Genomic DNA, 23,907 nt, shown 5'->3' with positions numbered 1-23,907 from the left:
AAACCCAATATAATGTTGGAATTTGAGATTTAAAAATTGGAATTTAATTCGAAATTGGAATTTAAAAAATAGAAAAATATGCTATACTACTTATTTGAATATTTTGACAAAACATTAGATATACCTGGAACAGGAGTTTTCCAGTATATTACTTTTAGATCAGCTTTAGCATTTTTGCTTTCATTGCTTTTGTCAACTATTTACGGTAAAAGAGTGATCAACTTTTTGCGTCGTCAGCAGGTAGGAGAAACAGTTCGTGAGCTGGGTCTGGCAGGCCAAAATGAAAAAGCAGGTACGCCTACAATGGGAGGACTGATTATCATTTTTGCCACTTTGGTTCCAGTATTGTTGTTCGCTCGTTTACATAATATCTATATCGTTCTGCTTATTGTAACCACTTTATGGATGGGAACAATTGGTTTTGTAGACGATTACATCAAAATATTCAAAAAAGACAAACAAGGACTTAAAGGAATTTTTAAAGTTATTGGTCAAGTAGGTCTTGGAATCATAGTAGGAGCAGTTCTTTATTTTAATCCGGCTGTTACCGTAAGAACAGATACAGGACGTACAGATGTTTTTAGAACAGCAACAAACACAACAGTGGTATTGCCTGCACCAATTGAAGAAAAATCTACAGCAACGACAATTCCGTTCGTGAAAAACAACGAATTTGATTACGCTGAGATATTATCTTTTATGGGAGACGGATATGAAAAATGGGCGTGGTTAGTGTTTATTCCAGTAGTAATTTTTATTATCACAGCGGTATCAAACGGAGCCAATTTAACGGATGGAATCGACGGACTCGCCGCAGGAACCTCCGCAGTATCCGTCCTCGCACTCGGAATCTTTACGTTTGTTTCAGGAAATATCATTTTCTCAAACTATCTAAATATAATGTATATACCCAATTCGGGAGAGATGACCGTCTTTATTTCGGCATTTGTGGGAGCTTTGATAGGTTTTCTTTGGTACAACTCATTTCCGGCTTCGGTCTTTATGGGAGATACAGGAAGTTTAACCATTGGAGGAATCATTGCAGTTTTGGCAATTGCAGTTCGCAAGGAAATATTGATTGTTTTATTCTGTGGAATTTTCCTTGCGGAAAGTGCTTCAGTAATAATTCAGGTAACCTATTTCAAGTATACCAAAAAACGATTTGGCGAAGGCCGAAGAATTTTCCTGATGTCGCCGCTTCATCATCATTATCAGAAAAAGGGATATCACGAAAGTAAAATCGTAACCCGTTTCTGGATTGTTGCCGTAATGTTAGCCATATTGTCAATTGTTACGTTAAAATTGAGATAACTCAATTAAAAATTCAGAATTAAAAATTAAAGATTACACGTTCTTATAAAAATGAAAGAAAATATTATTCAGGATAAATCATTCGATTTTGCGGTCAGGATTGTCAATTTATACAAATACTTGACTGATGTAAAAAAGGAATTTGTTCTGAGTAAACAAGTCTTAAGATCAGGAACTTCAATAGGCGCTAATATTGAAGAATCGATTGGAGGACGTTCTGATAAAGAGTTTTTGTTCAAACTTGAGATTTCATATAAAGAAGCGAGAGAAACAATTTATTGGTTAAAGTTGCTAAAGGCAACAGATTATATTTCTACAAATGAATTCGGCAGCATCTTTATTGAGGCAGATGAAATTTGCAGAATATTAGCAAAAATTATATTAACCTTAAAAGGAAAATAGGAATTCAATTAAAAGATCAGAAATGGTTTTTAATTTTTAATTATATAGAGTATGAGGCTAGTAGTTTTAGGAGGAGGCGAAAGCGGAGTTGGAACCGCAATCCTCGGTAAGAAACAAGGATATGACGTTTTTGTATCTGATTTCGGAAAAATAAAAGAAAGCTATAAAGAAGTTCTTATCATTAATAAAATTGCTTGGGAAGAAGAACAGCATACAGAAGATTTAATTCTAAATGCTGATGTGGTGATGAAAAGCCCCGGAATTCCAGAAAAGTCGCCGATAGTAAAAAAGCTTATCGCTGCTGGAGTAAAAGTAATTTCAGAAATAGAATTTGCGATACCCTTTACAGATGCTATGACGATCGGAATTACTGGGAGTAATGGAAAAACGACTACCACTATGCTGACGCATCACTTGCTTAAATATGCAGGATTAAATGTGGGATTAGGAGGTAATATAGGAAAGAGCTTCGCCTGGCAGGTAGCCGAAAATAAATACGATGCATACGTTCTTGAATTAAGCAGTTTTCAGTTAGATGGAATTATAAATTACAGACCCGATATTGCCATAATAACCAATATTAGTCCAGACCATTTAGATCGATATGAATATAAATATGAAAATTATATCAATTCGAAATTCCGAATAACGATGAATCAGACCGAAAGTGATTATCTCATTTACGATGCAGACGATGAGGCAAGCACAGAATGGTTAAAGAACAACAAAACAAAAGCAAAATTAATTCCTTTTTCATTGACCAAAACATTCGATGAAGGGGCTTCTATAAATAACAACAAAATGGAAATTAAAATCAACCAAGAAGAGTTTACAATGGATACAGAACACATTGCGTTAGAAGGAAAACATAATATGAAAAACGCAATGGCAGCAAGCTCTGTAGCAAAATTGATGCAGATTAGAAATGCAACAATTCGTGAAAGTCTATCTAATTTCCAAGGTGTAGAACACCGTTTAGAAAAAGTATTGAAAATACAAAACGTTCAATACATCAATGATTCAAAAGCAACAAATGTAAATGCTACTTTCTTTGCTTTAGACAGCATGAATGTTCCAACTGTTTGGATTGTTGGAGGTGTTGATAAAGGAAATGATTATAACGAATTAATGTCATTGGTTCGCGAAAAAGTAAAAGCAATTATCTGTTTAGGAATTGATAACCGTAAAATAATCGACGCTTTTGGAGATGTTGTTGATATTATGGTAGAAGTAAACAATATGAGCGATGCAGTAAAAACAGCTCAAAGATTAACAGAAAAAGGTGACGCGGTTTTATTATCTCCAGCCTGCGCAAGTTTCGATTTATTCGAAAACTACGAAGACAGAGGGAAGCAATTTAAGCAAGCGGTACACAATTTATAATTTTAGATTTTAGAGTTCAGATTTTAGATTTCTAAACTTTGAATTCAACAATAAGTTCTTTTGTATGACGACGAGTGAAATGAAGGTGAGAACAAAGAAATTTTCTTTGATGATAATTGATCTAGCTGAAAAGCTGCCAAATACAAATGTAATTAGATCGATTACAAGTCAGATAGTAAGAAGCGGAACATCAGTTGGAGCGAATTATCGAGCAGTTTGCAGAGCTCGAAGCGATAAAGAGTTTGTTGCCAAAATGAACATAGTTTTAGAAGAAGCTGATGAAACTTTATTTTGGATAGAAATTATAAAAGAAAAAATGTGGCTCGCCAAAGAAGAGCTGGAAACAGCTTTAAAAGAAGCTAACGAATTAACTGCAATTTTTGTAAGCAGTCTAAAAACAGTAAATAACAGAATCAACAAATAAGAACCGAAGGTTCGAAAAAAAATCTAAAATCTAAAATCAGAAATCTAAAATTAAGATTATGAAAGAACTAGTAAACAAACTAAAAGGAGATAGAGTAATATGGTCATTCGTGGCTTTATTAGCGCTGTTTTCGTTTATGCCTGTTTTTAGTGCAAGTAGTAATCTGGCGTATATAGGTCATGGAACCGGAAATACATTAGGTTATCTGGTAAAACACTTAGCTCACGTTTGTATTGGTTTCTTGATTATTTACTGGGTGCACAAAGTGCCATATCATTATTTTAGAGCCATTTCAAAAATTGCACTGCCAGTAGTTTGGCTGTTATTATTGTACACTTTGTTAAAAGGAACCGTAATCGCAGGAGCAAATGCAAGCCGTTGGATTCAGGTGCCGTTCATTGGAATCACGTTTCAAACCTCGACATTAGCGGCAAGCGTATTGTTTATTTATGTAGCACGTTATTTGTCAAAAACGAAAGAAGAAAACGAACCGTTTCAAACCTCGTTTATTCAGCTTTGGATTCCGGTTTTTATCACATTGGCATTGATTTTACCAGCGAACTTTTCAACCACAGCGTTGATCTTTTCAATGGTTATGATGCTGACGTTCATTGGAAAATATCCGTTAAAATACATTGCCTTTATTATTGGTTCAGGAATCGTAATGTTAGCCTTTTTCCTTTTAGTAGCGAAAGCCTTTCCAGAATCACGATTCTTCAGCAGGGTTTCAACATGGGAAAGCCGTATTATGAACTTTACCACAGATAAGCCGGATGAAGACGATTACCAAATCGAAAAAGCTAAAATTGCAATCGCTTCGGGAAAATTAGGCGGACTAGGACCAGGAAAAAGTGTTCAGAAAAACTTCCTTCCGCAATCATCTTCCGACTTTATTTATGCAATTGTAGTTGAAGAATATGGTTTAGTTGGTGGTGTTTCAATATTGTTATTGTATTTACTGCTTTTATTCCGATTTGTAATTGCATCACATAAAGCAAATACCTTATTTGGAAAATTAGTCGTCGTCGGACTCGGTTTTCCAATGATATTTCAGGCGATGATTAATATGGCCGTTGCAGTAGAATTACTGCCGGTAACAGGGCAGACGCTTCCGCTGATAAGTTCTGGAGGTAGTTCGATCTGGATGACGTGTTTCTCACTTGGAATCATTATTAGTGTGACTAAGAAAGAAGAAGAAATCGCCGAAGAAAAAGAAGAAAAAGAAAGAAGAAAAGAAGCGCTTCAAAGATTAATAGACAAAGAACTGGCTGAAGAAGATTTAGCTGGAAATGAAAAAGAAGAGATTTATGAAGAAGAAGCGATGTATTCGATTGAAGACGCTTCAAGAAATCCGATGAATGCAGTTTTAAATAAATAAAAAGGATAAAATAGTTTAACAACAACTATTAGAAATATGACAAAGCATAAATTCATATTAAGCGGAGGAGGAACAGGAGGGCATATTTATCCTGCAATTGCGATTGCAAACGAATTAAAATTACAATTTCCTGATGCAGAATTTCTTTTTGTAGGTGCCAAAGATAAAATGGAAATGCAGAAAGTGCCTCAGGCAGGTTACGAAATAAAAGGTCTTTGGATTGCAGGTTTACAGCGAAAATTGACTTTACAAAATATGATGTTTCCTTTAAAACTAGCTTCTAGTTTATTGGAGTCAAAAAGAATTATTAAAAAGTTCAAGCCAAATGTAGTGATAGGAACCGGAGGTTTTGCCAGCGGGCCTTTATTGCAAGCGGCTGGATCAGCGGGAATTCCAACTGTAATTCAGGAACAGAATTCTTTTCCCGGAATTACGAATAAATTGCTAAGTAAAAAAGCAAATGCAATTTGTGTAGCTTATGATAACTTAGACCGATTTTTTCCTAAAGATAAAATCGTTTTGACAGGAAATCCGGTTCGTCAGGATTTAATTGACATTGATACAAAACGTGATGAAGCAATTGCTTTTTACGGTTTAGATACGAATAAAAAAACACTGCTGGTTCTAGGCGGTAGTTTAGGAGCGAGAAGAATCAATCAGTTGATCGAAAAAGAACTGCAAAATTTTCTTTCGCAAGACGTTCAGATTATCTGGCAATGCGGAAAATTATATTTTGAGGATTACAAAAAATACAATCAGCCAAATGTAAAAGTGGTTGATTTTATAGAAAGAATGGATTTTGTGTACGCAGCTGCCGATGTCATTATTTCTCGTGCCGGTGCATCGTCAGTTTCAGAATTATGCATTGTAGGAAAACCGGTAATTTTTATTCCATCCCCAAATGTGGCTGAGGATCACCAAACTAAAAATGCCCAAGCAATTGTAGAAGCAAAAGGCGCTATTTTGTTGAAAGAATCTGAGTTGGACGCCGAGTTTAGCATTGTTTTTGAAGCGCTGCTGAAAGATGATGGAAAACAAAAACAGCTCAGCGCAAACATTAAAAAGTTGGCACGACCAGACGCAACAAAAGTTATTGTAGAACAGATTAAGAAGTTGTTATAATATAACATTTTACGAAAATTATACAACGCAGAGAATAAATAAGAAGGCTATTTTAGGCAATTTAGGCTTGGAAAGACTTCGAAAAACGCAAAGGTTTAATTGCTAGATTCTTACAAAAAATAAGAGTAGTGAACAAGTCTGAAAAATATATTTAAAATGAATTTAAATCAAATACAAAACGTTTATTTTATAGGTATCGGAGGCATCGGAATGAGTGCTTTAGCTCGTTATTTTAAACATATCGGGAAAAAAGTTTCTGGTTATGATAAAACACCTTCTATGCTAACAAGTGAACTAATCGAGAGCGGTATTGATATTCATTTTGAAGATAACATCAATTTGATTCCATCGGATTATTATGTAGAAAATACACTGGTGATTTTTACGCCGGCAGTTCCTATTACGCATTCAGAATGGAATTATTTCATCGAAAGAAATTACCAAGTTAAAAAACGTGCTGAAGTTTTAGGAATTATTACAAAAGGAACTTTCAGTTTTGCAGTAGCAGGAACGCATGGTAAAACCACTACATCTAGTATTTTAGGCCATATTTTATACGAAAGTGGAGCAGATGTTACGGCATTTGTGGGCGGAATTGTAGAGAATTACAATTCTAATTTAATTGGAAGCGGAAAGACCGTTACAGTCGTTGAAGCAGATGAATTTGACCGTTCATTTCTGCATTTGCATCCAAACATTGCCTGTGTAACTTCAATGGATGCAGATCATTTGGATATTTATGGAACGAGCGATGCCATTGAGGCTTCCTTTGTTGAATTTGCCTCAAAAGTAGAAGATAAAAGCAAATTGTTTATCACAAAAGAACTGCCTCTTGATGGAGTTCAATGTGCTATAAACGAAGATGCAGTATATAAAGCGTACAATGTTCGAATTGAAGATGGAAGTTATGTTTTTGATGTGCAGACGCCATCAGAAATTATGAAAGATCTTCGTTTTGGATTGCCTGGAAAACACAATTTGATGAATGGTTTAATGGCAATTGCAATGGCAAAAACGTATGGCACTGCAACCGATGCTATTGCAAGAGCACTTGCTTCTTTTAACGGAATCAGAAGACGTTTTTCATATCAGATTAAATCTGAAAAACTAGTTTATATTGACGATTATGCACATCATCCAACCGAAATAAATGCAGTGCATCAGGCTGTTAGAGAATTATATCCAGGCCGAAAAGTACTGGCGATTTTCCAGCCGCATCTATTCAGCAGAACAAGAGATTTTGCAGATGGATTTGCTGAAAGTTTATCTCAATTTGATGAAGTATTTTTAATGGACATTTATCCAGCCAGAGAACTTCCGATGGAAGGAATTACATCAGAATGGCTTTTGGGTAAAATGACAAATTCGAACAAAAAAATTGTTGCAAAAGAACATTTATTAGCAGAAATCAAAGCCAGTGATGCGCCAATAATTGTAACAATAGGAGCTGGTGATATTGGAGAAATGGTACCATCAATCAAAAAGATGTTAAATGAAACTATTTAATTGGACAAATATTCGATTAGTACTCATTTTAGGCCTCGTTTTATTCTTATATTCTTTCGCACAGCATCGAAATGGGGATAGAAAACTGAAAAAATCTATGGTCATTTTTGTAGGGGAGAATACACTTTTTGTGAAGCCGGAAACGGTTAATAAATTGTTGATAGAAAATAAAAGGGACGCTTCCAGTATTAGAAAAGATGAAGTAGATTTGAATAAGATAGAGAAAACCATCAACTCACAAGACATGATTGAAAAGTCAGATGTTTTTGTAAGTATCGATGGCGTTCTAAAAGCGGTTGTAAAACAGAAGACGCCCATAGCAAGAGTTTATGATGGCGCTCAATCTTTTTATATTGACTATGAGGGTAATAAAATGCCTTTATCTGATAATTTTACCGCAAGAGTTCCTCTTGTTTCAGGGGCAATAAATGAAAAAAATAACGAAGATTTAGCTGCTTTATTTCGCACAATTTATGACGATGCGTTTTTGAAAAAAAACATCATTGCTATACAAATTATGCCGAATGGCAGCCTAAAAATGTTTAATCGAAACTATGATTATGTCATAGATTTTGGTCGTACAATGAATGTTGATAGAAAATTTAGAAACTATAAAGCCTTCTTTCAAAAAGCAGTTTTAGATAGTTCGTTATATAAATACAATAAAATTGACCTTAGGTTTACGGAACAAGTAGTTTGCACTAAATAATAGAAAATGGAAAAAGATAATATTGCAGTAGGTCTAGATATTGGAACGACAAAGATAGTTGCCATGATAGGCAAGAAAAATGAGTATGGAAAACTGGAAATTTTGGGTATTGGTAAATCCAAAAGTCTGGGAGTGGCACGTGGAGTTGTAAACAACATTACACAAACTATCCAGTCCATTCAACAAGCAATACTTGAAGCGGAAAATAATTCAGGTTATAAGATTAAAGATGTCGTTGTGGGTATTGCCGGACAACACATCAGAAGTATTCAGCATACAGATTATATCAGTCGTAATAATCCGGAAGAAGTAATTGGTGAGAAAGACATTCAGCTTTTAATCGATCAGGTAAATAAACTGGCGATGTTACCGGGAGAAGAAATCATTCACGTACTGCCTCAAGAATTTAAAATTGACGGACAATCTGAAATTAAAGAACCAATCGGAATGTACGGCGGAAGACTTGAATCTAGTTTTCACGTAGTTGTCGGACAAGCTTCTTCAATCAGAAACGTGGGAAGATGTATCCAAAGTTCAGGAATTGAACTATCTGGATTAACATTAGAACCTTTAGCTTCGGCAGATGCTGTTTTAAGCCAGGAAGAAAAAGAAGCTGGAGTGGCACTTATCGATATTGGAGGTGGAACAACAGATTTGGCGATTTTCAAAGATGGAATCATCCGCCATACAGCTGTAATCCCTTTTGGAGGAAATGTAATTACAGATGATATAAAAGAAGGCTGTTCGATTATCGAAAAACAAGCTGAACTTTTAAAAATAAAATTCGGATCAGCATGGCCGGGAGAAAATAAAGACAACGAGATTGTTTCTATTCCGGGACTGAGAGGAAGAGAGCCAAAAGAGATTTCATTAAAAAATCTTTCTAAAATTATCCACGCACGTGTGGTGGAAATAGTAGAACAGGTTTTTGCAGAAATCAAAGCTTACGGACACGAAGATCCTCGTAAAAAATTAATTGCTGGAATCGTTCTTACTGGTGGTGGTGCTCAATTAAAGCATATTAAACAATTGGTTGAGTACATCACAGGAATGGACACCAGAATTGGATATCCAAATGAGCATTTAGCAGGAAATTCAAGCGAAGAAATTTCAAGTCCATTGTTTGCGACAGCTGTTGGTTTAGTAATGAACAGCATTGAAAACAGCACACAAAGTGCGATTCGAATGGAAGTCGTAAACGAGCAGCCAAAAGTAGTGTACAGAAATGTGCCTCCGCCAGTGCAGAAATACGAAGTTGAAGAAAACTACGTTGAGAAAGTAGAAACTATTGAAGAGCCTAGAGAACTTAAAACAGTAAAGGCAGAATCAGAATCTACTGAAACAAAAATTAGAAGATCATTTTTTGACAGATACGTCGACAAAATCAAAGATTTTTTAGATAACGCTGAATAATAATAAGAGAAAAGGATTACTTTTTGCCCCAAGTCAAGAAGTAAAAAATGTACAAATAAGAATTTCAAAAACCAAAAAGATGATGAGCAACTCAGAATTTGGAAGTATTTCATTTGATTTACCAAAAAACCAATCAAATGTAATCAAAGTAATAGGTGTAGGTGGAGGTGGTAGCAACGCTATTAACCACATGTTTAAACAAGGTATTAAAGGCGTTGATTTTATCGTTTGTAATACAGATTCACAGGCACTGCAGAACAGTTCAGTACCTAACAAAATTCAGTTAGGAGTAAATTTAACAGAAGGTCTTGGAGCAGGAGCAAATCCTGACGTAGGACAACAATCTGCTATTGAGAGTATTGCCGACATCGAAAAAATGTTAGACCGTGGTACTAAAATGGTATTTATTACTGCTGGTATGGGTGGTGGTACAGGTACAGGTGCTGCGCCAGTTATCGCTCAATTAGCAAAAGAAAGAGAAATCTTAACGGTGGGTATCGTGACTATTCCGTTTCAGTTTGAAGGGAAAGTACGTCAGGAGCAAGCACTTTTAGGAATCGAAAAATTGCGTAAACAGGTTGACTCTTTAATTGTAATCAACAACAACAAATTAAGAGAAGTTTACGGAAATTTAGGTTTCAAGGCAGGATTCTCTAAAGCGGATGAAGTTTTGGCAACGGCCTCTAGAGGTATTGCTGAAGTAATTACGCACCACTATACTCAAAATATCGATTTACGTGATGCTAAAACAGTTTTAGCAAACAGCGGAACAGCTATTATGGGATCTGCAGTAGCGCAGGGAGAAAACAGAGCAAAAGACGCTATCGTATCTGCTCTTGACTCTCCATTATTAAATGACAATAAAATTACAGGAGCCAAAAACGTATTGTTGCTTATCGTTTCTGGATCTGATGAGATAACACTTGATGAGATTGGAGAAATCAACGATCACATTCAAGCAGAAGCGGGTTATAATGCTAATATTATCATGGGAGTTGGTGAAGACGAAACTCTTGGTGATGCTATTGCTGTAACTATTATTGCGACTGGTTTTGATGTTGAACAACAAAATGAAATCGTAAATACAGAGCCTAAGAAAATTATTCACACGTTAGAAGATGAACAGAGAAGTGTTCACAATTTAACGAATAGACCACTTACTACTTTTGATATCAATGCAGAAACACCAGCTGCAAAATCAGAAGACAGAGTAGTGTTTGATTTAATGGAGGATACAGCTGTTGCTCCTGTGTCTAATCCAGTTGCTCCAAAAACACCAACGATCAATCAAGAAGAATTGGTTGTAATGTCTGAGTTTATTAAAAATCTAGACGTGACTTTTGAAATCGTTTCGCCAATCACCGATATCGATTTTAAAATTTCAACTCCAGCAGCTGAAACTTTCCAACAAGAAGTAAAGCCTGTACAGCAGAGAACTTTTGAAAGAGAAGAACAACAACAAACTTTTTCATTTGATTTACCGCTATTCAAATCAGAGCCTGAAGTTAAGAAAGAGCCAGTTGCCGAACAGCAGCAAGATAATAGAATCGTTTTTGAATTATCAAACGAAACTAAAAACATCAAAGTAAACGATCCCGTTTCGTTTGTACCGGTAACAGAACTTTCTGATAACGGAATTATCAAATATTCGTTAGAAGAATATATGGAAGTTGAAAATGATTTAATGTCATCTAAACCAGTTGAAAAAGTGGTTGAAGATACTGTTCCTGAGGAATTGAACATTACATTAAAATCAAGAGCTGATTTTGCAAGCCAGCCTGATTTCTCAACAACTTCTGAAGTTTCTCCAATGGAATTAACAATTGAAGAAACATTACGTTTACGTGCTGAAGAAAGAAGAAAGAAACTAAAAGAATTTAACTATAAATTCCATAACAATGTTTCAAGAATTGACGAGCTGGAAAAAGAACCGGCTTACAAAAGATTAGGAATCGATTTATCAAATTCTCAATCTGGTAATAGCAATTCAAGAATTTCGGTTGGAACAGACAGTAATAACGATTTACAATTGCGTTCAAACAATTCATTTTTGCACGATAATGTAGATTAATACTGCGTCTTAATAATTTAAGATGACCCGAAAATTGGATTTAATTTTCGGGTTATTTTTTTTATCTTCGCACAGAATTTAGAAATTTGACTTTTAAATAGTACTTTTAAAAACAATATTGTCACCTGAGCAAAGTCCAAAGGCTTCTTGTCGGAATGGGCTTCGACTAAGTAATAGTCAAGAACAAATTGCAAGTTAATATATCAATTAATAGGCTTAGGCTTATTTTAAATAAAACATAAACATGAGTTTACAAGCAAAAATCATGGACGAAATCAAAACGGCCATGAAAGCAAAAGATACTGTAGCATTAGAAGCATTGAGAGCTGTTAAATCAGAATTATTGCTGGCTTCAACAGCTTCAGGATCTAAAGAAGAATTAAAAGAAGATGAAGAAATTAAATTACTTCAAAGATTAGTAAAAACTCGTAAAGAAAGCGCAAGAATCTTTACAGAGCAAAACCGTCCCGACTTAGCTGAACCAGAATTGGCTCAAGTAGCTGTAATCGAGAAGTTTTTACCAGCTCAGTTAAGCGAAGCAGAAGTAGAAGCAGTTATCGCAAAAATCATTGCTGAAACTGGAGCTTCTGGAATTGCTTCAATGGGTAAAGTTATGGGATTAGCATCTGCGCAATTAGGCGGAACTGCTGAAGGAAAAACCATTTCTACAATTGTAAAGAAATTACTTTCGTAAATATCATTTTAGATTTTAGAGTGTAGATTTTAGATTCCAATTGGCCAATCTAAAATCTATAATCTGAAATCATAAATTAACTGACCTCGTAGTTCAACTGGATAGAATATCAGATTTCGGCTCTGAGGGTTGGGGGTTCGAACCCCTCCGGGGTCACAATAAAATTAAAAGCCTGAGAATATGATTCTCAGGCTTTTTTATAGTTTGAAAATTGTGATCAAACTTGTTGTAGCTGTTGGCAGTTGTTTATATTTATTACTATTGCCATCCCATAAATCCTTCGTAAGCAAAGTATAGCACAATGGCATACAAACTATATTTCAGGAATTTTTTTGCTGCTTTATAACTTTTAAATAATAGCGGATTGTAACTCGATTTGTCGAAAGTTGTTTTTGTTGTCTGTTTCATTTTTTCTAATTTTTAATTGTTGTAAAATAAATTATTTTTCAGATTCAGCTTTTAATGCAGTAAGCCAATAATCTATTGAGGTGTCGAGGCTGGATTGAAAGTTGCCTTTCAATAAAGAGACCAGCCAGCCTTCCATGCTTTCTTCTACAGTTATTGTCGTTTGATTATTCTGTTCGTTAAAATACCAAGTGTGTATGGCAAATGCTCCAAATGCAGGGCCAGACCAGCCAACCATTTTGTTAGTTTTGACCGTTTGTAACGTAGAAGTAATGTCTAATCCGTTGCTTTTCCAATAAAAAGATGTTCCTGGTTTAAACTCACCATCAATTTTTGGAGTTACAATTTCCTTTTGCCAAGCGTCCCAATTATTGACGTCACTAAAGATTTTCCAAACCTTTTCGACAGGTGCATTAATTACAATACTCTTTCTTGTAATTACAGGCGCATCAAGATGAATGGTTTTAGAGGTTTTATAACTACTGAAATACTCAAGTGAAAAAATAATAACAGCAATTAGTAAAAGGAAAGAAATAAAAACAAATAATACCTTTTTGAGTGTTTTGATTTTCATAATAATATAGAATTAATAGTTTGATATAATTTCCTTTGTCCAATTTTCTATACTTTCTGGAGCGGTCTATCTGCTTTGTCAAAGAAGAAATGCTGATTAATTTCAAGTCCGCAATAAGTAAAAATACCTTTGTCTGATGTCAGCGATAAAGCTTTATCCATGCCGATTTTTTCATACTCGGCTTGTGATTTTCCGTGAGTATTGATTACGGTTGTTTGTTTGCCCGTAAATAGTCCCTTTTGAACACCTTGGTCGTAACGATAGGCAAAACCATAACTAAAAACACGGTCTATATATCCTTTCATAATGGCAGGCATTCCTGTCCACCAAATAGGATAAATAAAAGTAATATGGTCTGCCCACGAAATAAACTCCTGTTCTTGCTTTACATCGTCGGTAACTTTTCCTATTCGTTGTCCTTGCATATCATGTAGTGAAAGCACGGGGTTGAAATTGAGTTGATTTAAATCGCGAATTATTACTTCCTGTCCGCTGTTTGATAGATGTTCTGCAAGAGTTTGTTTAAAATGGCTGTTTAGGCTCTCTGGATTTGGATGGGCGTAGATAATTAAGTGTTTCATTGTTCTATTTTTTGAATTTGTTAGAACAAAAGTAAATCAGCAATTTTCGCTAAAATTGTAAGAAAACGAACTTGACTTTCCCCTTCGGCTTGCAAATAATATTTGGAATTATTTGATTTACTTATTCAAACGCCATCAAATTGTTATTTTTGTATTTATTCCCCAACAAATCTTTTATTATGCCATTCTACATCAATACAGAACATTTGCGAAATGAAATTGAATATCCCCGACGATATCAATCTCAAAATCTCGTAAAAAGTTCAGTTATTGTTTTTCTGGTCATTTTACTATTTCTTTTAGCATTCAAACCATTTGGGGTTTATGATCCAGAACTAAGAATGCATTATTTCTTCATTTGTTTTTTGCATGCACTGGCTCCAGCACTTGTTCTGTTTATTTATTTTAGAACACTGAATTATTTTAGATTATTGAAAAATAAAACGGAATGGACTTTACTAAAAGAATATGTTTGCATTGCAGTTCTATTTGTTTTTATTGGCATAACCAGCTTTTTAATGCGTGATTTGCTTTATACCAATTCCAACAACTGGTCGTGGAATTATCTTTTTGAAGAAATTAGAAATTGTATTGTAGCGGGTATTTTCTTCTATCTTTTTCTAAGATTATCCAGTTTTTATTTTGAGTCCAAAAAAGGATCTACATTTATTGTTCAATTTGCTCCATTACAAACCGAACCCGAAAAAACAGTTATACCTGCTCTTTTTATTAATACGCAGGTAAAACAAGATGATTTTAGTCTGGATATAGATCAGTTACTGTTTGTAAAAGCTGATGGAAATTACATCGAGTTGACAAAATCGAATGGCGATCAAATTATTACAGAAGTAAAAAGGATTTCCTTAACTCAATTTGAAAATCAAATAACAGATTATCCGCATTTTTTTAGATGTCACAGAACTTATTTAGTAAATATGTTTAAGGTCGAAAAAGTGTCTGGAAACTCACAAGGATATTTGCTTTCATTCAACGAAACCAATGTCAAAATTCCAGTTTCAAGAAAGCAGGTCGACAGTTTTAATAATTATTATCAGGAGCTTCGCAGTAAATGTATTCCGTAAGGTTGTTGTTCGTCACAAAAGCTAGTTGTCAGTAACAACCCTCATTTTACTGGACTTTCTTATTGTACGTTTGTCATCAATAACAACAAAACCAAAATTATTATGACAACTGTGATTACTTCTAAGAATCAGGATTCTGAGTCTTCAAAAAAACTTCTTTACATCGACAATATCAAAGTACTTCTGACTGTATTAGTGGTGCTTCATCATACGTTTATTGCTTACAGCGCTTCTGAAGGCTGGTATTATAATCAGCCAACGAATATTTTAGGAGCACGTATTCTTGCCACAGCAATCATCAGTATAAATCAATCCTTCTTTATGGGGTATTTTTTTCTGTTGGCGGCTTTTTTTACTGAATCTTCCTATTCTAGAAAAGGAGCGTTTACATTCATCAAAGACCGACTCATTCGATTAGGAGTTCCTTTGTTATTCTATTCTTTCCTTCTTACACCCTTTATGTGTTATTTGGTTTACTATTTTGCAAAAGGGCATCCTATTACCTTCTTCGAATATTTAAGTGGCTACAATAGTTGGATCGATTTAGGTGTTACATGGTTTGTGGCAGCTCTATTGCTTTTTACATTACTTTATGCAGCAGTAAAAAAGATATTCAAAATTAACTTCAGCAAATCTATACAAGTTCCAGATTCACGCGCTATACTATTGTTTTCAATACTACTGGGAATTATTAGTTTTTTGGTTAGAATTATATTTCCGGTTGGCTGGGTTCTTAAACCAGTTGGATTTCAGCTTGGGCATTTTCCACAATATATTGCCTTATTCATTATGGGCTTATTGGCTTCAAAAAACAATTGGTTTGATCAGCTTTCAGAAAAAACAGGCAAACAACTCAAAAGATCAGCAGGATTATGCATATTGTTTTTTCCGGTATTTTTAATTGTAAAATTTAAACTCGACACACCTTCTTCTTGGTTTTCGGGAGGGTTTCACTGGCAGGCATTATTATATGCAGTATGGGAACAATGGATTGGTATTTCTATTCTAACAACGCTTTTAATTAATGGGAAAAGAAATTGGAATACTGCTTCAAAATTGCTCATTAAAGCATCACGCAGTAGTTTTGCCGTTTACATTTTTCATCCGTTAATCATAATCATTTTTACATTATGCGTGAGAAATTGGGATATTGAACCAGCGATAAAACTTGTAATCATGACTCCCTTAATCATAATTGGCAGTTTTATATTTGGAGCACTTGTTTTATTAATCCCAGGAGTAAAGAAAATCATTTAGTTCTTTTACGGTTTTTATTGTTTTTAAAATAAATCTGTTTTGCTTCCCAACCATTTATTCAAAAAGATCATCTTAGTTAATATAAACACCTTCTAGCTATGATGAAAATATACTCTCCTTCAAAAACAGGTTTATTAGCAACCTTATTATTTATCTTATTTGCATTCAATGTAAATGCTCAAAAAATCAGCGGAATTATTTATGATGAAAATAAGAAACCTTTGGCTGATGTTGAAATCATAAATCAGCAGAACAATTTTGTGACTTATTCAAATTCTGATGGAAGTTTTACGATTAAAGGGAAGAAACGTGATGGGTTGAAATTTACATTTCAAGGAAAACGTGCAAAAATTGCAGCAGTAAATGATAGTAAAGACTTGAAAGTCTATTTTGATGATCCGGAAACAATTAGAAAACAAGAAGAGAAAATAAGACAGAAAGAAGACAGAAGGGTAGAAAGGGAAGATAGAAGAGAAGACAGAAGAATAGAAAGACATGAAAGAAGGTTGGCTAGAAGAGATAAAGCAAGAAATGAAAGAATTCCTAATGTTACTGCCGATCATTCTTTACGTGGAAACTCTTTAAAGAAATCAGTAATAGGACAAATTACAGATGAATATGGTGATCCCTTGCCGGGAGCCAATATAATGATTAAAGGAACTAAAATAGTTGCAAATACTGACTTTGACGGTTTTTACGGAATTGATGCAAAACTGGGTGATGTTTTAGTAATCAGCTATATTGGTATGAAAACCGTAGAAGTAATTGTAGATCATAGAATAATGAATATCGTAATGAAAAGCGATGTCGTTATGCTTGAATCAGTTGTTACAACCGCAATGGGTATATCAAGAAGTAAAAAAGAAAAAAGAATGACTGAAAAATCAGTTAGTAGTGTTGGTGCAGCAGAAGCTGCTGTTCCAGCTCCGGTATCTGATAAAAAGATTGTAGCAGAAGGGAAAAATAGTTCGCTAAAAGCAGGGCAATTAACGGCTGGAGAAGTCAATGATTTCAGTCATTACAGCTATTGGCAAGGATTAACAGAAACAGAATTAAACCAATGGAAAAATCATTGGAAATTAAATCCAGCCTACAGATATTCTGTAAGCTTGAAAAATGACACAGGCTTTCCGATAATTAATAAAACGGTTCATTTACAAAATGAAGGAAAAACTATATGGACAGCAAGAACTGATAATACTGGCCGTGCCGAATTATGGTTTCAGCCAAATGATGTATCAGTCGAAAAAACTTCAGACAATCTTCAAATCATTGATGAAGATAAAATGGTTTTAGTTTCAAAACCAAAAGAGTTTCATGACGGAATTAACGCTTATACCTACAAGCAGAATTGTATCGAACAAGATAAAATAAACATTGCATTTGTAATTGATGCTACAGGTTCAATGGGTGATGAAATAAATTACCTGCAAGCCGAATTGTACGATGTAATTGAACGCACCAAAAAAGAATTTCCAACCTCTGATTTGTCTATGGGAAGTGTTTTTTACAGAGATGCCGGAGATGCCTATTTAGTGAAGAATTTCGATTTTACAACGAATATAGAAAACGTGATTTCGTTTATTAAAAAACAAAATGCCGATGGCGGCGGTGACTATCCCGAAGCTGTAATTGAAGCTCTGGAAGCATCAATAGAAAATATGAGTTGGGATGATGATGCCCGAAGCAAACTTTTATTTCTTTTGTTAGACGCGCCGCCGCATTATAGTGATGTAAATATTGTAAAACTTCAAAATCTCGCCAAAAAAGCAGCAGAAAAAGGTATCAGAATTATTCCAATTGCGGCAAGCGGAATCGATAAAAGCACCGAATATTTAATGCGTGCAATGGCTTTAGAAACAAACGGAACGTATCTTTTTATAACCAATCACAGTGGAATTGGAAATGATCATATTGAGCCTTCCACAGAAAGTTATAAAGTGGAAATGCTGAACGACTTGCTTTTGAGAGTTATTATTCAAAACTGTTCTGTTAATAGTTGTGCTTCAAAACAAGATTCATATTCTGAAAACAAAAAAATAGAAGAACAGCTGACAAACGATACAATAATCGATTTTAAATATTTCCCAAATCCAACAAACGATGTGGTAAATGTAGCTTTAAATCAAGAAGCAACAGAATTATATTTATTTGATACCACTGGGAAATTAATTTTATACCGAACAGATAAATCAAGAGAGTACAAACTCAGTTTAGCATCATTGCCCAATGCAATTTATTATTTGAAAATTTTGGTAAATGATAAAGAATTGTTCGGGAAAATTATAAAGAAGAATTAATTTAATTTTTAAAATATAAATGCAAAACCTGTTTCGTTATGAAGCAGGTTTTTTATATTCTAAAGTTTACTTTTTATTTGTAAATCATTTGTCATTTGTTTGTATAATTTATCAATTTCTTTCCAGTTTGTTTTTTCTGTTTCCTTCTGCTCAAGCAAAGACAAGTTTTTATAGAATTCAAGCTTTCGTTCATTATGTTCCGATATTAATTTTATTTTATCAATTTGAATATCTTCCCATTCTTTTGAAATTGTAAATTGTATTTGTTTGTCCATTGCTTCAAAAAACTCAATTCCAAATTTTTTTATTTCCTTAATAAAATCTGAAAAACTCATTTCGAAGCTTCCATCTTTTGCAGTCCATAAATTTATTCCATTTTTAAGAACATAATCAGTTTCCCAAACTATCCTTATTTTGTTTTTGCATCTAAAAAAGGAAAAAAGAGGTCCGCCAATTAAGTGTCCAGAATCAAAAGATCGATCATAAATCCATGAAAGAATCGTGTAATGTTTATCACGATAAGAATCCATAATTTGTTCTTCTTCTGTTTCGAATAAATCCAGCCATTTTTGGGCATGATCTTTTACATGATTCAGGTTTTGAGTTAAACGGTAAAAATCATCTGGGATCGATTCATTTATATTTTCAAAAAGAGCAGTAAAATCTTCTAAGAACCTAACAATATAATAATCATTGTATGGTGTTAAACTCTCAAAGTGTTCAAGTGCTTCTTGTGAATATTCATAAAGGGTATGTTCTCCAAATTTCAGCCATAATTCACCATCGGTGAGCCAAAACCAGCTTAAATAAGCATTTGGTTTTTCTCCTATCGGAACTATTTTTTCGACATTTTTAAGTTTGAAATTTATCATTGATAATTTGCAATGCGGAATTTTATATTAATTATATAGTTTAGAAATAAAAATTAAACCGTAGCGTCTCCAGTTTTTACTTCGCCATATCTTTTATAATTCGCTAAAATAACTCCAGTTGAAGTTATCGTGCTTTCTGTTAAAACAAATGCTGATGGATTTATATTCTCATCAAACAGCTTTTTGCCTTTGCCTAATAATAACGGATGAATTTTTAAACGCAGTTCATCGATTAAATCATTTTTTAGTAATAAATGAATAAGTTCACTGCTTCCCCAAATATTAATATCCAAACCATCAGAATCTTTAAGTTTTTTTATAGCGTCAAGATCGTTAATGAAAACCGAATTGCTCCATTCAGATTCCTTTCTTGAATTGGAGAAAACATATTTAGTGCCTTCGTTAATTCCAGGCCAGAAATCGTTATGAAAAGGCCAGTAATTTTCCCAAATATCAAATGTTTTTCGGCCTAAAAGATAATCTGCGGGTTCTAGCTCTTTTTGTACAGCATTGTTATAAATTTCATCACCATACGGAACCGTCCATCCGCCAAATTTAAAACCACCTGATGTATCTTCTTCCGGTCCACCCGGCGCCTGCATGACACCATCTAATGAAATCATTGACAAAACAATTATCTTTCTCATACCGTTTATAATTTGATTTATATATAAATTTAATGAATATTTATTTATTTATTTATTGATAGTCAGTTGTGTAGCAGTATTAACGGATTGAATAAAAAGTTTGAAAACAAAAAAAGACAAAAAAGAAAAACTCTTCTTTGTCCTTTTTTAATATTTTGAATCGCAAATTATTTTTTATTTTTTCGAAAACAAATTTTCAACTACCCAAGCCGGGCCAATTAATAAAAACTGAAGATCTTTAAGAAAAGAAGGTTTCTTTCCTTCAATATTATGTCCATAAAATTGTCCGATCCAAGCGAGTACAAATACACCAATTGAAAACATCCAAAGAGGCACAAACTGACTCACATAATAATTAATTGCAAGACAGATAAATGAAAAAACAGCAATTTTAAGCGCCATTACAACCGACAATCTAATGTAGAATATCAAAACAAAAAGCAGCGCCACAAAAGCCCAGTTTTCGATAATAGGAGTGTTTAATTGTAAAGTACTGGCAATAATACCGCTTGGAATACTCATTAATAATCCCACAATAGAAAAATAAATAGCAGGAACACAAATGTAATGTATAGCTTTGTTTGTTGGGTTTTGGTGGCTTACAGCATATTCTGCAAACCATTGGTCTAAAGTTCTCATTTTTGTGGTTTTAAGGTTAGTTACGTAAATCTAATAAAATTTCTTTTAGATTGATAACCAGCCCAAAAACTATATCTCATTTTTGATTGTATTCAAAAACACTATCCCACAGTTCGTCAATGGTTACTAAAGCTTCTTTTACGGGAACTACGTGCCATTTTCCGTTGTTTTCTTTGCCAATTCCTATACTTCTTAATTTCAGTAAAGCATCGTTTACATCAAAGTCAAGTTTAGTATTCAGCTTGGTTTCAAACCAAGATTCGATTTGAAAATCAAGTTCTTCGGCGGTAAGAGGTTTTTCGCTCTCGTGTAAAAAAGTGTAGGCGAGAATAGTTTCTTTTAAAGCTTCTTCTTCAGATGAATTTAAAAGCGAATAAAAAGCACCGCTGTTGTTTCCCACATTTTTAAAATACAAACTATCTGAAAGCATTTTCGAATAGCGGATTTTTTTATTAATGAAATTATTGTACTGACGGAAACAATATGCCGCCAAGATTCCCAGCGCAATCAAACCTTGATTTAAGGAAGTTTTACTGTTTAATAAATCAATTGTTTCGCCTGTTTGATAGGCATCATACATATTAATCAAAGCCGGAATTACTTTGGCACTCAATAAAGAAAGTCCACCAAAAAGCCCTGGAACCCAAAGCAGTAATTTATCTCGAAGAGACATTCGCGGAATGGCATTTGGGAAAATAGTTTCTAAATCGTTTTTAGGAACACGTTTGAAAATCTTCAATGCAATAGAACCCGGATCGATAGGCATTTTGCCTAATTTGACTTTCTTTTGAGTCAGAAAATCAGCGTCGCTGTAATTAAGGTAAATTAAAACGCGGTCGTAATATTCGATTTCAACTTCTTTTTTCCAGAAATAAAATTTCTTGACCTTTTCTTTTGCAGCTTGATGTCCGCGCGCGTAAAGCTCATAATCTTTGAAAGCATTAAAATCAATCGCCAGATTTAAACCAATCAAATCCGATTCTGTAAAAGCGTCTTTTAAAGTACCTTCATCAATTCTGTAGTAATTACCTCGTTGTAAAACCGTCAGCAGCGTTTCTTTAAAAACCGGAAAACTGCTTTTGCTTATAAACTGTTCACGTTCTTTTTCGCTCAAATCTGGATCGTATAAAGCATAATGCTGTTTTAGATTTCGATTGAGGTTAAAAGATTCATAATGATAGTAATGCTCAACAATATCAAAAAGCTTTTTAAAATCATCGACTTTTTGAGAATCATCGGCGAAAGCGGCAATTTGTTGTTCGAGTAAGAATTCTTTGTTAAACGGAATATAATGTTCTCGGATCATATCGATTTCTGGCTTTAATTTCGTGGCGTTTACTAAACGCAAAAATACTGCCTCAATTTAATTTCCGAAAACTTTTTCTGTAAAATAAAGAACAATAAAGAGTTTACAATTTGCTGACTTGTATTTCTATAGCCTTTCTAGACTCACTTACAAGCTTGTTGTATTCGTATTTTATTTTCTCGCTAATCTCTCCAGAACGATCTCCTCTAATTGATTTACGAATATAGTCGTAAGAATACCCGTATTTATTTTTTAAAATCTTTAGGATTTCTTGGTTATAACTTGGTTTAGTTTTTATATTTTTGTTCATTACTTTGTTTGTATTATAGCTAAGACAAATATAGTAAGAATTTTCCTAATTAACTAATATATTGTAGAATATTTTCTAAATATTTATATAATGGCAGAAAACACTATAGAAAGAATAAAGCAATATCTAGATTCGAAGAAAATCCGAGTAAGTGCTTTTGAGAGAGAAGTTGGCATGTCGAATGGTTCTTTTGCTAGTCAGTTAAAACACCATAAAACCATAGGAGTTGATAAGTTAGAGAATATCCTAAAAAGATATTCTGATATTAATCCTGAATGGCTGCTAACAGGAGTTGGAAGTATGATAAAACCAACTATTTTTGAAGAAGAAGGTGAAATTTATGGTTTTTCTGACCCTGAAAATGCGGTTAGTTATAAAGATCTTGCCGATTCGAGAAAAGAAACGATCGACGGATTAAAAAAGATTATTATGCACCTCGAAGAACAAGTCGAAACATATAGGAAAAGTAAATAAATATATTTAAAGTACTAAAAAACAAAAGTGGGATTTCTAATCGTTACCAGCGATTTGAAATCCCACTTCTTGTTCCAAAAAAAAAGTGACAAAAGTTTAAAAAAGCTTCTTCTGCAAGAAACTGCATTCTAAAGTAAAAATTATTCCTTGCAATTTTACCACTTAATAAACTTCTGGCAATACGTATTTATACCTGTTTTTGTAAATGGTACTCAAATAGTAGTGAAATTTCCTCAAGATCAATACGCATAAAATCTTTCTCTCTGCAAATGAGAAAGAAAGTTTTGAATTTGTATGAATTTAGAATGTGTGTTTAATTGAAATTAGATCTTTTAAATTCAATTATGCCTTGAATGTATTTGATTAAGCTTTCTTTATCGACAGAAAAAGGCGCAGTTTCGTCTTCCGTTTCCATGTATAAATTGGCAATACTTTCGGCATCCAGATTTTGGTTTTGAAGGTGTTTTTCGGCAAATTGGATTAAGTTTTCGATAAAAAGTTCGCGTTGTTTTCCTTTTTCTATCGCTTCTTCTTCGCCATTTTTAATTTGTTCGATTTCAGATTCGGGTAAATCTATCGTGAGGTATGTGCAGTCTACTGCGACTTTTGAAAGCATTTCTTTGTCGACTTTTCCTTCGCCGTTGCAGTAAGCGCAAGGCGCGGGAACCCATTTTAATTGCTTGTTCAAACGGCGAATGTCTTCCCAGTCCACAAATCCCTTGCCCAAACATCTCGGACATTTCATATTTGATCTCCTAAATAAATTAAAAATATTCATGAGTTTGTAGATTATCGTTCTGGGACTTTTGCGAAGGTAAATTATTTAAGTAAGAAAATTATATTTAAAGCTGATATTTTACGTAAGAAAGATTTCGTAAATAATTCAAACCATAACCTACAGTATGTTTTGACAATGTTTTGTAGTCTTTACAAGATGATCAAAATGGATATTAAATAATTATTTTACCACGAATGTAGAAAGCGTTTTGCTTTTGAATGTTTTAAATTTGGAATACAGATTTTTATAAATGCTGTTTTAACTCATGA

At 33.9% G+C, this 23,907-nt stretch carries 24 protein-coding genes and 1 tRNA gene; 16 read left to right on the top strand and 9 right to left on the bottom strand.

The features are described 5' to 3' along the window. Nucleotides 1-78: 78 nt before the first annotated feature. The 12 genes from mraY (at nt 79) to J0383_RS06520 (ending at nt 12,569) form a co-directional block, all read left to right on the top strand. Nucleotides 79-1,311: a phospho-N-acetylmuramoyl-pentapeptide-transferase gene (gene mraY, locus J0383_RS06575; protein ID WP_207297624.1), complete on the top strand. Its 1,233-nt coding sequence runs from the start codon at nt 79-81 to the stop codon at nt 1,309-1,311. A gap of 51 nt (nt 1,312-1,362) precedes the next feature. After that, on the top strand, nt 1,363-1,713 hold the full coding sequence (locus J0383_RS06570) for a four helix bundle protein (protein ID WP_207297623.1): 351 nt from the start codon (nt 1,363-1,365) through the stop codon (nt 1,711-1,713). 51 nt (nt 1,714-1,764) lie between these two features. Continuing rightward, nucleotides 1,765-3,096 carry a UDP-N-acetylmuramoyl-L-alanine--D-glutamate ligase gene (gene murD, locus J0383_RS06565; RefSeq protein ID WP_207297622.1) on the top strand — a complete coding sequence of 444 codons (1,332 nt, stop codon included), beginning with the start codon at nt 1,765-1,767 and terminating at the stop codon, nt 3,094-3,096. A 109-nt stretch (nt 3,097-3,205) separates the two neighbouring features. After that, complete coding sequence (locus J0383_RS06560; protein ID WP_239023266.1) at nt 3,206-3,520, top strand: four helix bundle protein; 315 nt, start codon at nt 3,206-3,208, stop codon at nt 3,518-3,520. A 58-nt stretch (nt 3,521-3,578) separates the two neighbouring features. Next, nucleotides 3,579-4,898, top strand: a complete 1,320-nt coding sequence (locus tag J0383_RS06555; protein WP_207297620.1) for an FtsW/RodA/SpoVE family cell cycle protein — start codon at nt 3,579-3,581, stop codon at nt 4,896-4,898. A 36-nt stretch (nt 4,899-4,934) separates the two neighbouring features. Further along, nucleotides 4,935-6,020: an undecaprenyldiphospho-muramoylpentapeptide beta-N-acetylglucosaminyltransferase gene (gene murG / locus J0383_RS06550; protein WP_207297619.1), complete on the top strand. Its 1,086-nt coding sequence runs from the start codon at nt 4,935-4,937 to the stop codon at nt 6,018-6,020. Between the two features lie 156 nt (nt 6,021-6,176). After that, entirely contained in the window at nt 6,177-7,526 is a 1,350-nt protein-coding gene (gene murC / locus J0383_RS06545) for a UDP-N-acetylmuramate--L-alanine ligase (protein WP_207297618.1), read from the top strand. Then, complete coding sequence (locus J0383_RS06540; RefSeq protein WP_207297617.1) at nt 7,513-8,235, top strand: cell division protein FtsQ/DivIB; 723 nt, start codon at nt 7,513-7,515, stop codon at nt 8,233-8,235. Before murC ends, J0383_RS06540 begins: the two co-directional genes overlap by 14 nt. A 6-nt stretch (nt 8,236-8,241) precedes the next feature. Continuing rightward, nucleotides 8,242-9,648 (top strand): cell division protein FtsA, encoded by a 1,407-nt coding sequence (gene ftsA / locus J0383_RS06535; protein WP_207297616.1) that lies wholly within the window; start codon nt 8,242-8,244, stop codon nt 9,646-9,648. 79 nt (nt 9,649-9,727) lie between these two features. Beyond that, complete coding sequence (ftsZ, locus tag J0383_RS06530) at nt 9,728-11,719, top strand: cell division protein FtsZ (RefSeq protein WP_207297615.1); 1,992 nt, start codon at nt 9,728-9,730, stop codon at nt 11,717-11,719. Between the two features lie 244 nt (nt 11,720-11,963). Beyond that, nucleotides 11,964-12,413 carry a GatB/YqeY domain-containing protein gene (locus J0383_RS06525; RefSeq protein WP_073412395.1) on the top strand — a complete coding sequence of 150 codons (450 nt, stop codon included), beginning with the start codon at nt 11,964-11,966 and terminating at the stop codon, nt 12,411-12,413. An 82-nt stretch (nt 12,414-12,495) separates the two neighbouring features. After that, nucleotides 12,496-12,569: transfer RNA gene (locus J0383_RS06520), tRNA-Arg, on the top strand. Nucleotides 12,570-12,671: 102 nt separating this feature from the next. Here the strand turns inward: J0383_RS06520 and J0383_RS06515 are convergent. The 3 genes from J0383_RS06515 to J0383_RS06505 are packed head-to-tail and all read right to left on the bottom strand — an operon-like array spanning nt 12,672 to nt 13,973. Continuing rightward, complete coding sequence (locus J0383_RS06515; RefSeq protein WP_207297614.1) at nt 12,672-12,821, bottom strand: hypothetical protein; 150 nt, start codon at nt 12,819-12,821, stop codon at nt 12,672-12,674. Nucleotides 12,822-12,852: 31 nt separating this feature from the next. Continuing rightward, nucleotides 12,853-13,392 carry an SRPBCC family protein gene (locus J0383_RS06510; RefSeq protein ID WP_207297613.1) on the bottom strand — a complete coding sequence of 180 codons (540 nt, stop codon included), beginning with the start codon at nt 13,390-13,392 and terminating at the stop codon, nt 12,853-12,855. Between the two features lie 47 nt (nt 13,393-13,439). After that, nucleotides 13,440-13,973 carry an NAD(P)H-dependent oxidoreductase gene (locus J0383_RS06505; RefSeq protein WP_239023264.1) on the bottom strand — a complete coding sequence of 178 codons (534 nt, stop codon included), beginning with the start codon at nt 13,971-13,973 and terminating at the stop codon, nt 13,440-13,442. Nucleotides 13,974-14,152: 179 nt separating this feature from the next. Between J0383_RS06505 and J0383_RS06500 the strand changes: the two genes are divergently transcribed. The 3 genes from J0383_RS06500 to J0383_RS06490 all read left to right on the top strand — a co-directional run bounded on the left by J0383_RS06500 (nt 14,153) and on the right by J0383_RS06490 (nt 18,612). Then, nucleotides 14,153-15,055, top strand: coding sequence for a LytR/AlgR family response regulator transcription factor (locus J0383_RS06500; protein WP_207297612.1), 903 nt, complete (start codon nt 14,153-14,155; stop codon nt 15,053-15,055). Between the two features lie 102 nt (nt 15,056-15,157). Beyond that, the gene (locus tag J0383_RS06495; protein WP_207297611.1) at nt 15,158-16,312 is read left to right on the top strand and encodes an acyltransferase family protein; all 1,155 of its coding nucleotides are present in this window, start codon (nt 15,158-15,160) and stop codon (nt 16,310-16,312) included. 98 nt (nt 16,313-16,410) lie between these two features. Beyond that, nucleotides 16,411-18,612, top strand: coding sequence for a carboxypeptidase-like regulatory domain-containing protein (locus J0383_RS06490; RefSeq protein ID WP_207297610.1), 2,202 nt, complete (start codon nt 16,411-16,413; stop codon nt 18,610-18,612). 59 nt (nt 18,613-18,671) lie between these two features. Here J0383_RS06490 and J0383_RS06485 read toward each other — a convergent pair whose 3' ends face one another. The 5 genes from J0383_RS06485 to J0383_RS06465 all read right to left on the bottom strand — a co-directional run bounded on the left by J0383_RS06485 (nt 18,672) and on the right by J0383_RS06465 (nt 22,386). Next, complete coding sequence (locus J0383_RS06485) at nt 18,672-19,484, bottom strand: DUF5984 family protein (RefSeq protein WP_207297609.1); 813 nt, start codon at nt 19,482-19,484, stop codon at nt 18,672-18,674. A 53-nt stretch (nt 19,485-19,537) separates the two neighbouring features. Further along, nucleotides 19,538-20,131 carry a dihydrofolate reductase family protein gene (locus tag J0383_RS06480; protein WP_207297608.1) on the bottom strand — a complete coding sequence of 198 codons (594 nt, stop codon included), beginning with the start codon at nt 20,129-20,131 and terminating at the stop codon, nt 19,538-19,540. 174 nt (nt 20,132-20,305) lie between these two features. Further along, the gene (locus J0383_RS06475; RefSeq protein ID WP_207297607.1) at nt 20,306-20,770 is read right to left on the bottom strand and encodes an Mpo1 family 2-hydroxy fatty acid dioxygenase; all 465 of its coding nucleotides are present in this window, start codon (nt 20,768-20,770) and stop codon (nt 20,306-20,308) included. Nucleotides 20,771-20,846: 76 nt separating this feature from the next. Then, complete coding sequence (locus J0383_RS06470) at nt 20,847-22,118, bottom strand: TMEM143 family protein (protein ID WP_239023263.1); 1,272 nt, start codon at nt 22,116-22,118, stop codon at nt 20,847-20,849. Between the two features lie 61 nt (nt 22,119-22,179). Further along, nucleotides 22,180-22,386: a hypothetical protein gene (locus J0383_RS06465; protein WP_207297606.1), complete on the bottom strand. Its 207-nt coding sequence runs from the start codon at nt 22,384-22,386 to the stop codon at nt 22,180-22,182. Nucleotides 22,387-22,476: 90 nt separating this feature from the next. Here J0383_RS06465 and J0383_RS06460 point away from each other — a divergent pair, with 90 nt between their 5' ends. Further along, nucleotides 22,477-22,860, top strand: a complete 384-nt coding sequence (locus J0383_RS06460) for a hypothetical protein (protein WP_207297605.1) — start codon at nt 22,477-22,479, stop codon at nt 22,858-22,860. 313 nt (nt 22,861-23,173) lie between these two features. Here J0383_RS06460 and J0383_RS06455 read toward each other — a convergent pair whose 3' ends face one another. Beyond that, complete coding sequence (locus J0383_RS06455) at nt 23,174-23,605, bottom strand: hypothetical protein (protein ID WP_239023261.1); 432 nt, start codon at nt 23,603-23,605, stop codon at nt 23,174-23,176. Between the last annotated feature and the right edge of the window lie 302 nt (nt 23,606-23,907).

The organism is Flavobacterium endoglycinae (assembly GCF_017352115.1).
GTDB classification, from domain to species: Bacteria; Bacteroidota; Bacteroidia; order Flavobacteriales; family Flavobacteriaceae; genus Flavobacterium; species Flavobacterium endoglycinae.
This window is presented reverse-complemented; position numbering and strand designations above follow the sequence as displayed.

What these genes read in the sequence shown, in the direction of transcription:
- J0383_RS06480 (WP_207297608.1), bottom strand. Translation starts at nt 20,131, where the DNA reads ATGAGAAAGATAATTGTTTTGTCAATGATTTCATTAGATGGTGTCATG.
- J0383_RS06560 (WP_239023266.1), top strand. Translation starts at nt 3,206, where the DNA reads ATGATAATTGATCTAGCTGAAAAGCTGCCAAATACAAATGTAATTAGA.
- J0383_RS06495 (WP_207297611.1), top strand. Translation starts at nt 15,158, where the DNA reads ATGACAACTGTGATTACTTCTAAGAATCAGGATTCTGAGTCTTCAAAA.
- ftsA (WP_207297616.1), top strand. Translation starts at nt 8,242, where the DNA reads ATGGAAAAAGATAATATTGCAGTAGGTCTAGATATTGGAACGACAAAG.
- J0383_RS06455 (WP_239023261.1), bottom strand. Translation starts at nt 23,605, where the DNA reads ATGAAATGTCCGAGATGTTTGGGCAAGGGATTTGTGGACTGGGAAGAC.
- J0383_RS06555 (WP_207297620.1), top strand. Translation starts at nt 3,579, where the DNA reads ATGAAAGAACTAGTAAACAAACTAAAAGGAGATAGAGTAATATGGTCA.
- ftsZ (WP_207297615.1), top strand. Translation starts at nt 9,728, where the DNA reads ATGATGAGCAACTCAGAATTTGGAAGTATTTCATTTGATTTACCAAAA.
- J0383_RS06485 (WP_207297609.1), bottom strand. Translation starts at nt 19,484, where the DNA reads ATGATAAATTTCAAACTTAAAAATGTCGAAAAAATAGTTCCGATAGGA.
- mraY (WP_207297624.1), top strand. Translation starts at nt 79, where the DNA reads ATGCTATACTACTTATTTGAATATTTTGACAAAACATTAGATATACCT.
- J0383_RS06525 (WP_073412395.1), top strand. Translation starts at nt 11,964, where the DNA reads ATGAGTTTACAAGCAAAAATCATGGACGAAATCAAAACGGCCATGAAA.
- J0383_RS06570 (WP_207297623.1), top strand. Translation starts at nt 1,363, where the DNA reads ATGAAAGAAAATATTATTCAGGATAAATCATTCGATTTTGCGGTCAGG.
- J0383_RS06465 (WP_207297606.1), bottom strand. Translation starts at nt 22,386, where the DNA reads ATGAACAAAAATATAAAAACTAAACCAAGTTATAACCAAGAAATCCTA.
- J0383_RS06500 (WP_207297612.1), top strand. Translation starts at nt 14,153, where the DNA reads ATGCCATTCTACATCAATACAGAACATTTGCGAAATGAAATTGAATAT.
- J0383_RS06475 (WP_207297607.1), bottom strand. Translation starts at nt 20,770, where the DNA reads ATGAGAACTTTAGACCAATGGTTTGCAGAATATGCTGTAAGCCACCAA.
- murC (WP_207297618.1), top strand. Translation starts at nt 6,177, where the DNA reads ATGAATTTAAATCAAATACAAAACGTTTATTTTATAGGTATCGGAGGC.
- murD (WP_207297622.1), top strand. Translation starts at nt 1,765, where the DNA reads ATGAGGCTAGTAGTTTTAGGAGGAGGCGAAAGCGGAGTTGGAACCGCA.
- J0383_RS06460 (WP_207297605.1), top strand. Translation starts at nt 22,477, where the DNA reads ATGGCAGAAAACACTATAGAAAGAATAAAGCAATATCTAGATTCGAAG.
- J0383_RS06510 (WP_207297613.1), bottom strand. Translation starts at nt 13,392, where the DNA reads ATGAAAATCAAAACACTCAAAAAGGTATTATTTGTTTTTATTTCTTTC.
- J0383_RS06505 (WP_239023264.1), bottom strand. Translation starts at nt 13,973, where the DNA reads ATGAAACACTTAATTATCTACGCCCATCCAAATCCAGAGAGCCTAAAC.
- J0383_RS06515 (WP_207297614.1), bottom strand. Translation starts at nt 12,821, where the DNA reads ATGAAACAGACAACAAAAACAACTTTCGACAAATCGAGTTACAATCCG.
- J0383_RS06540 (WP_207297617.1), top strand. Translation starts at nt 7,513, where the DNA reads ATGAAACTATTTAATTGGACAAATATTCGATTAGTACTCATTTTAGGC.
- J0383_RS06490 (WP_207297610.1), top strand. Translation starts at nt 16,411, where the DNA reads ATGATGAAAATATACTCTCCTTCAAAAACAGGTTTATTAGCAACCTTA.
- murG (WP_207297619.1), top strand. Translation starts at nt 4,935, where the DNA reads ATGACAAAGCATAAATTCATATTAAGCGGAGGAGGAACAGGAGGGCAT.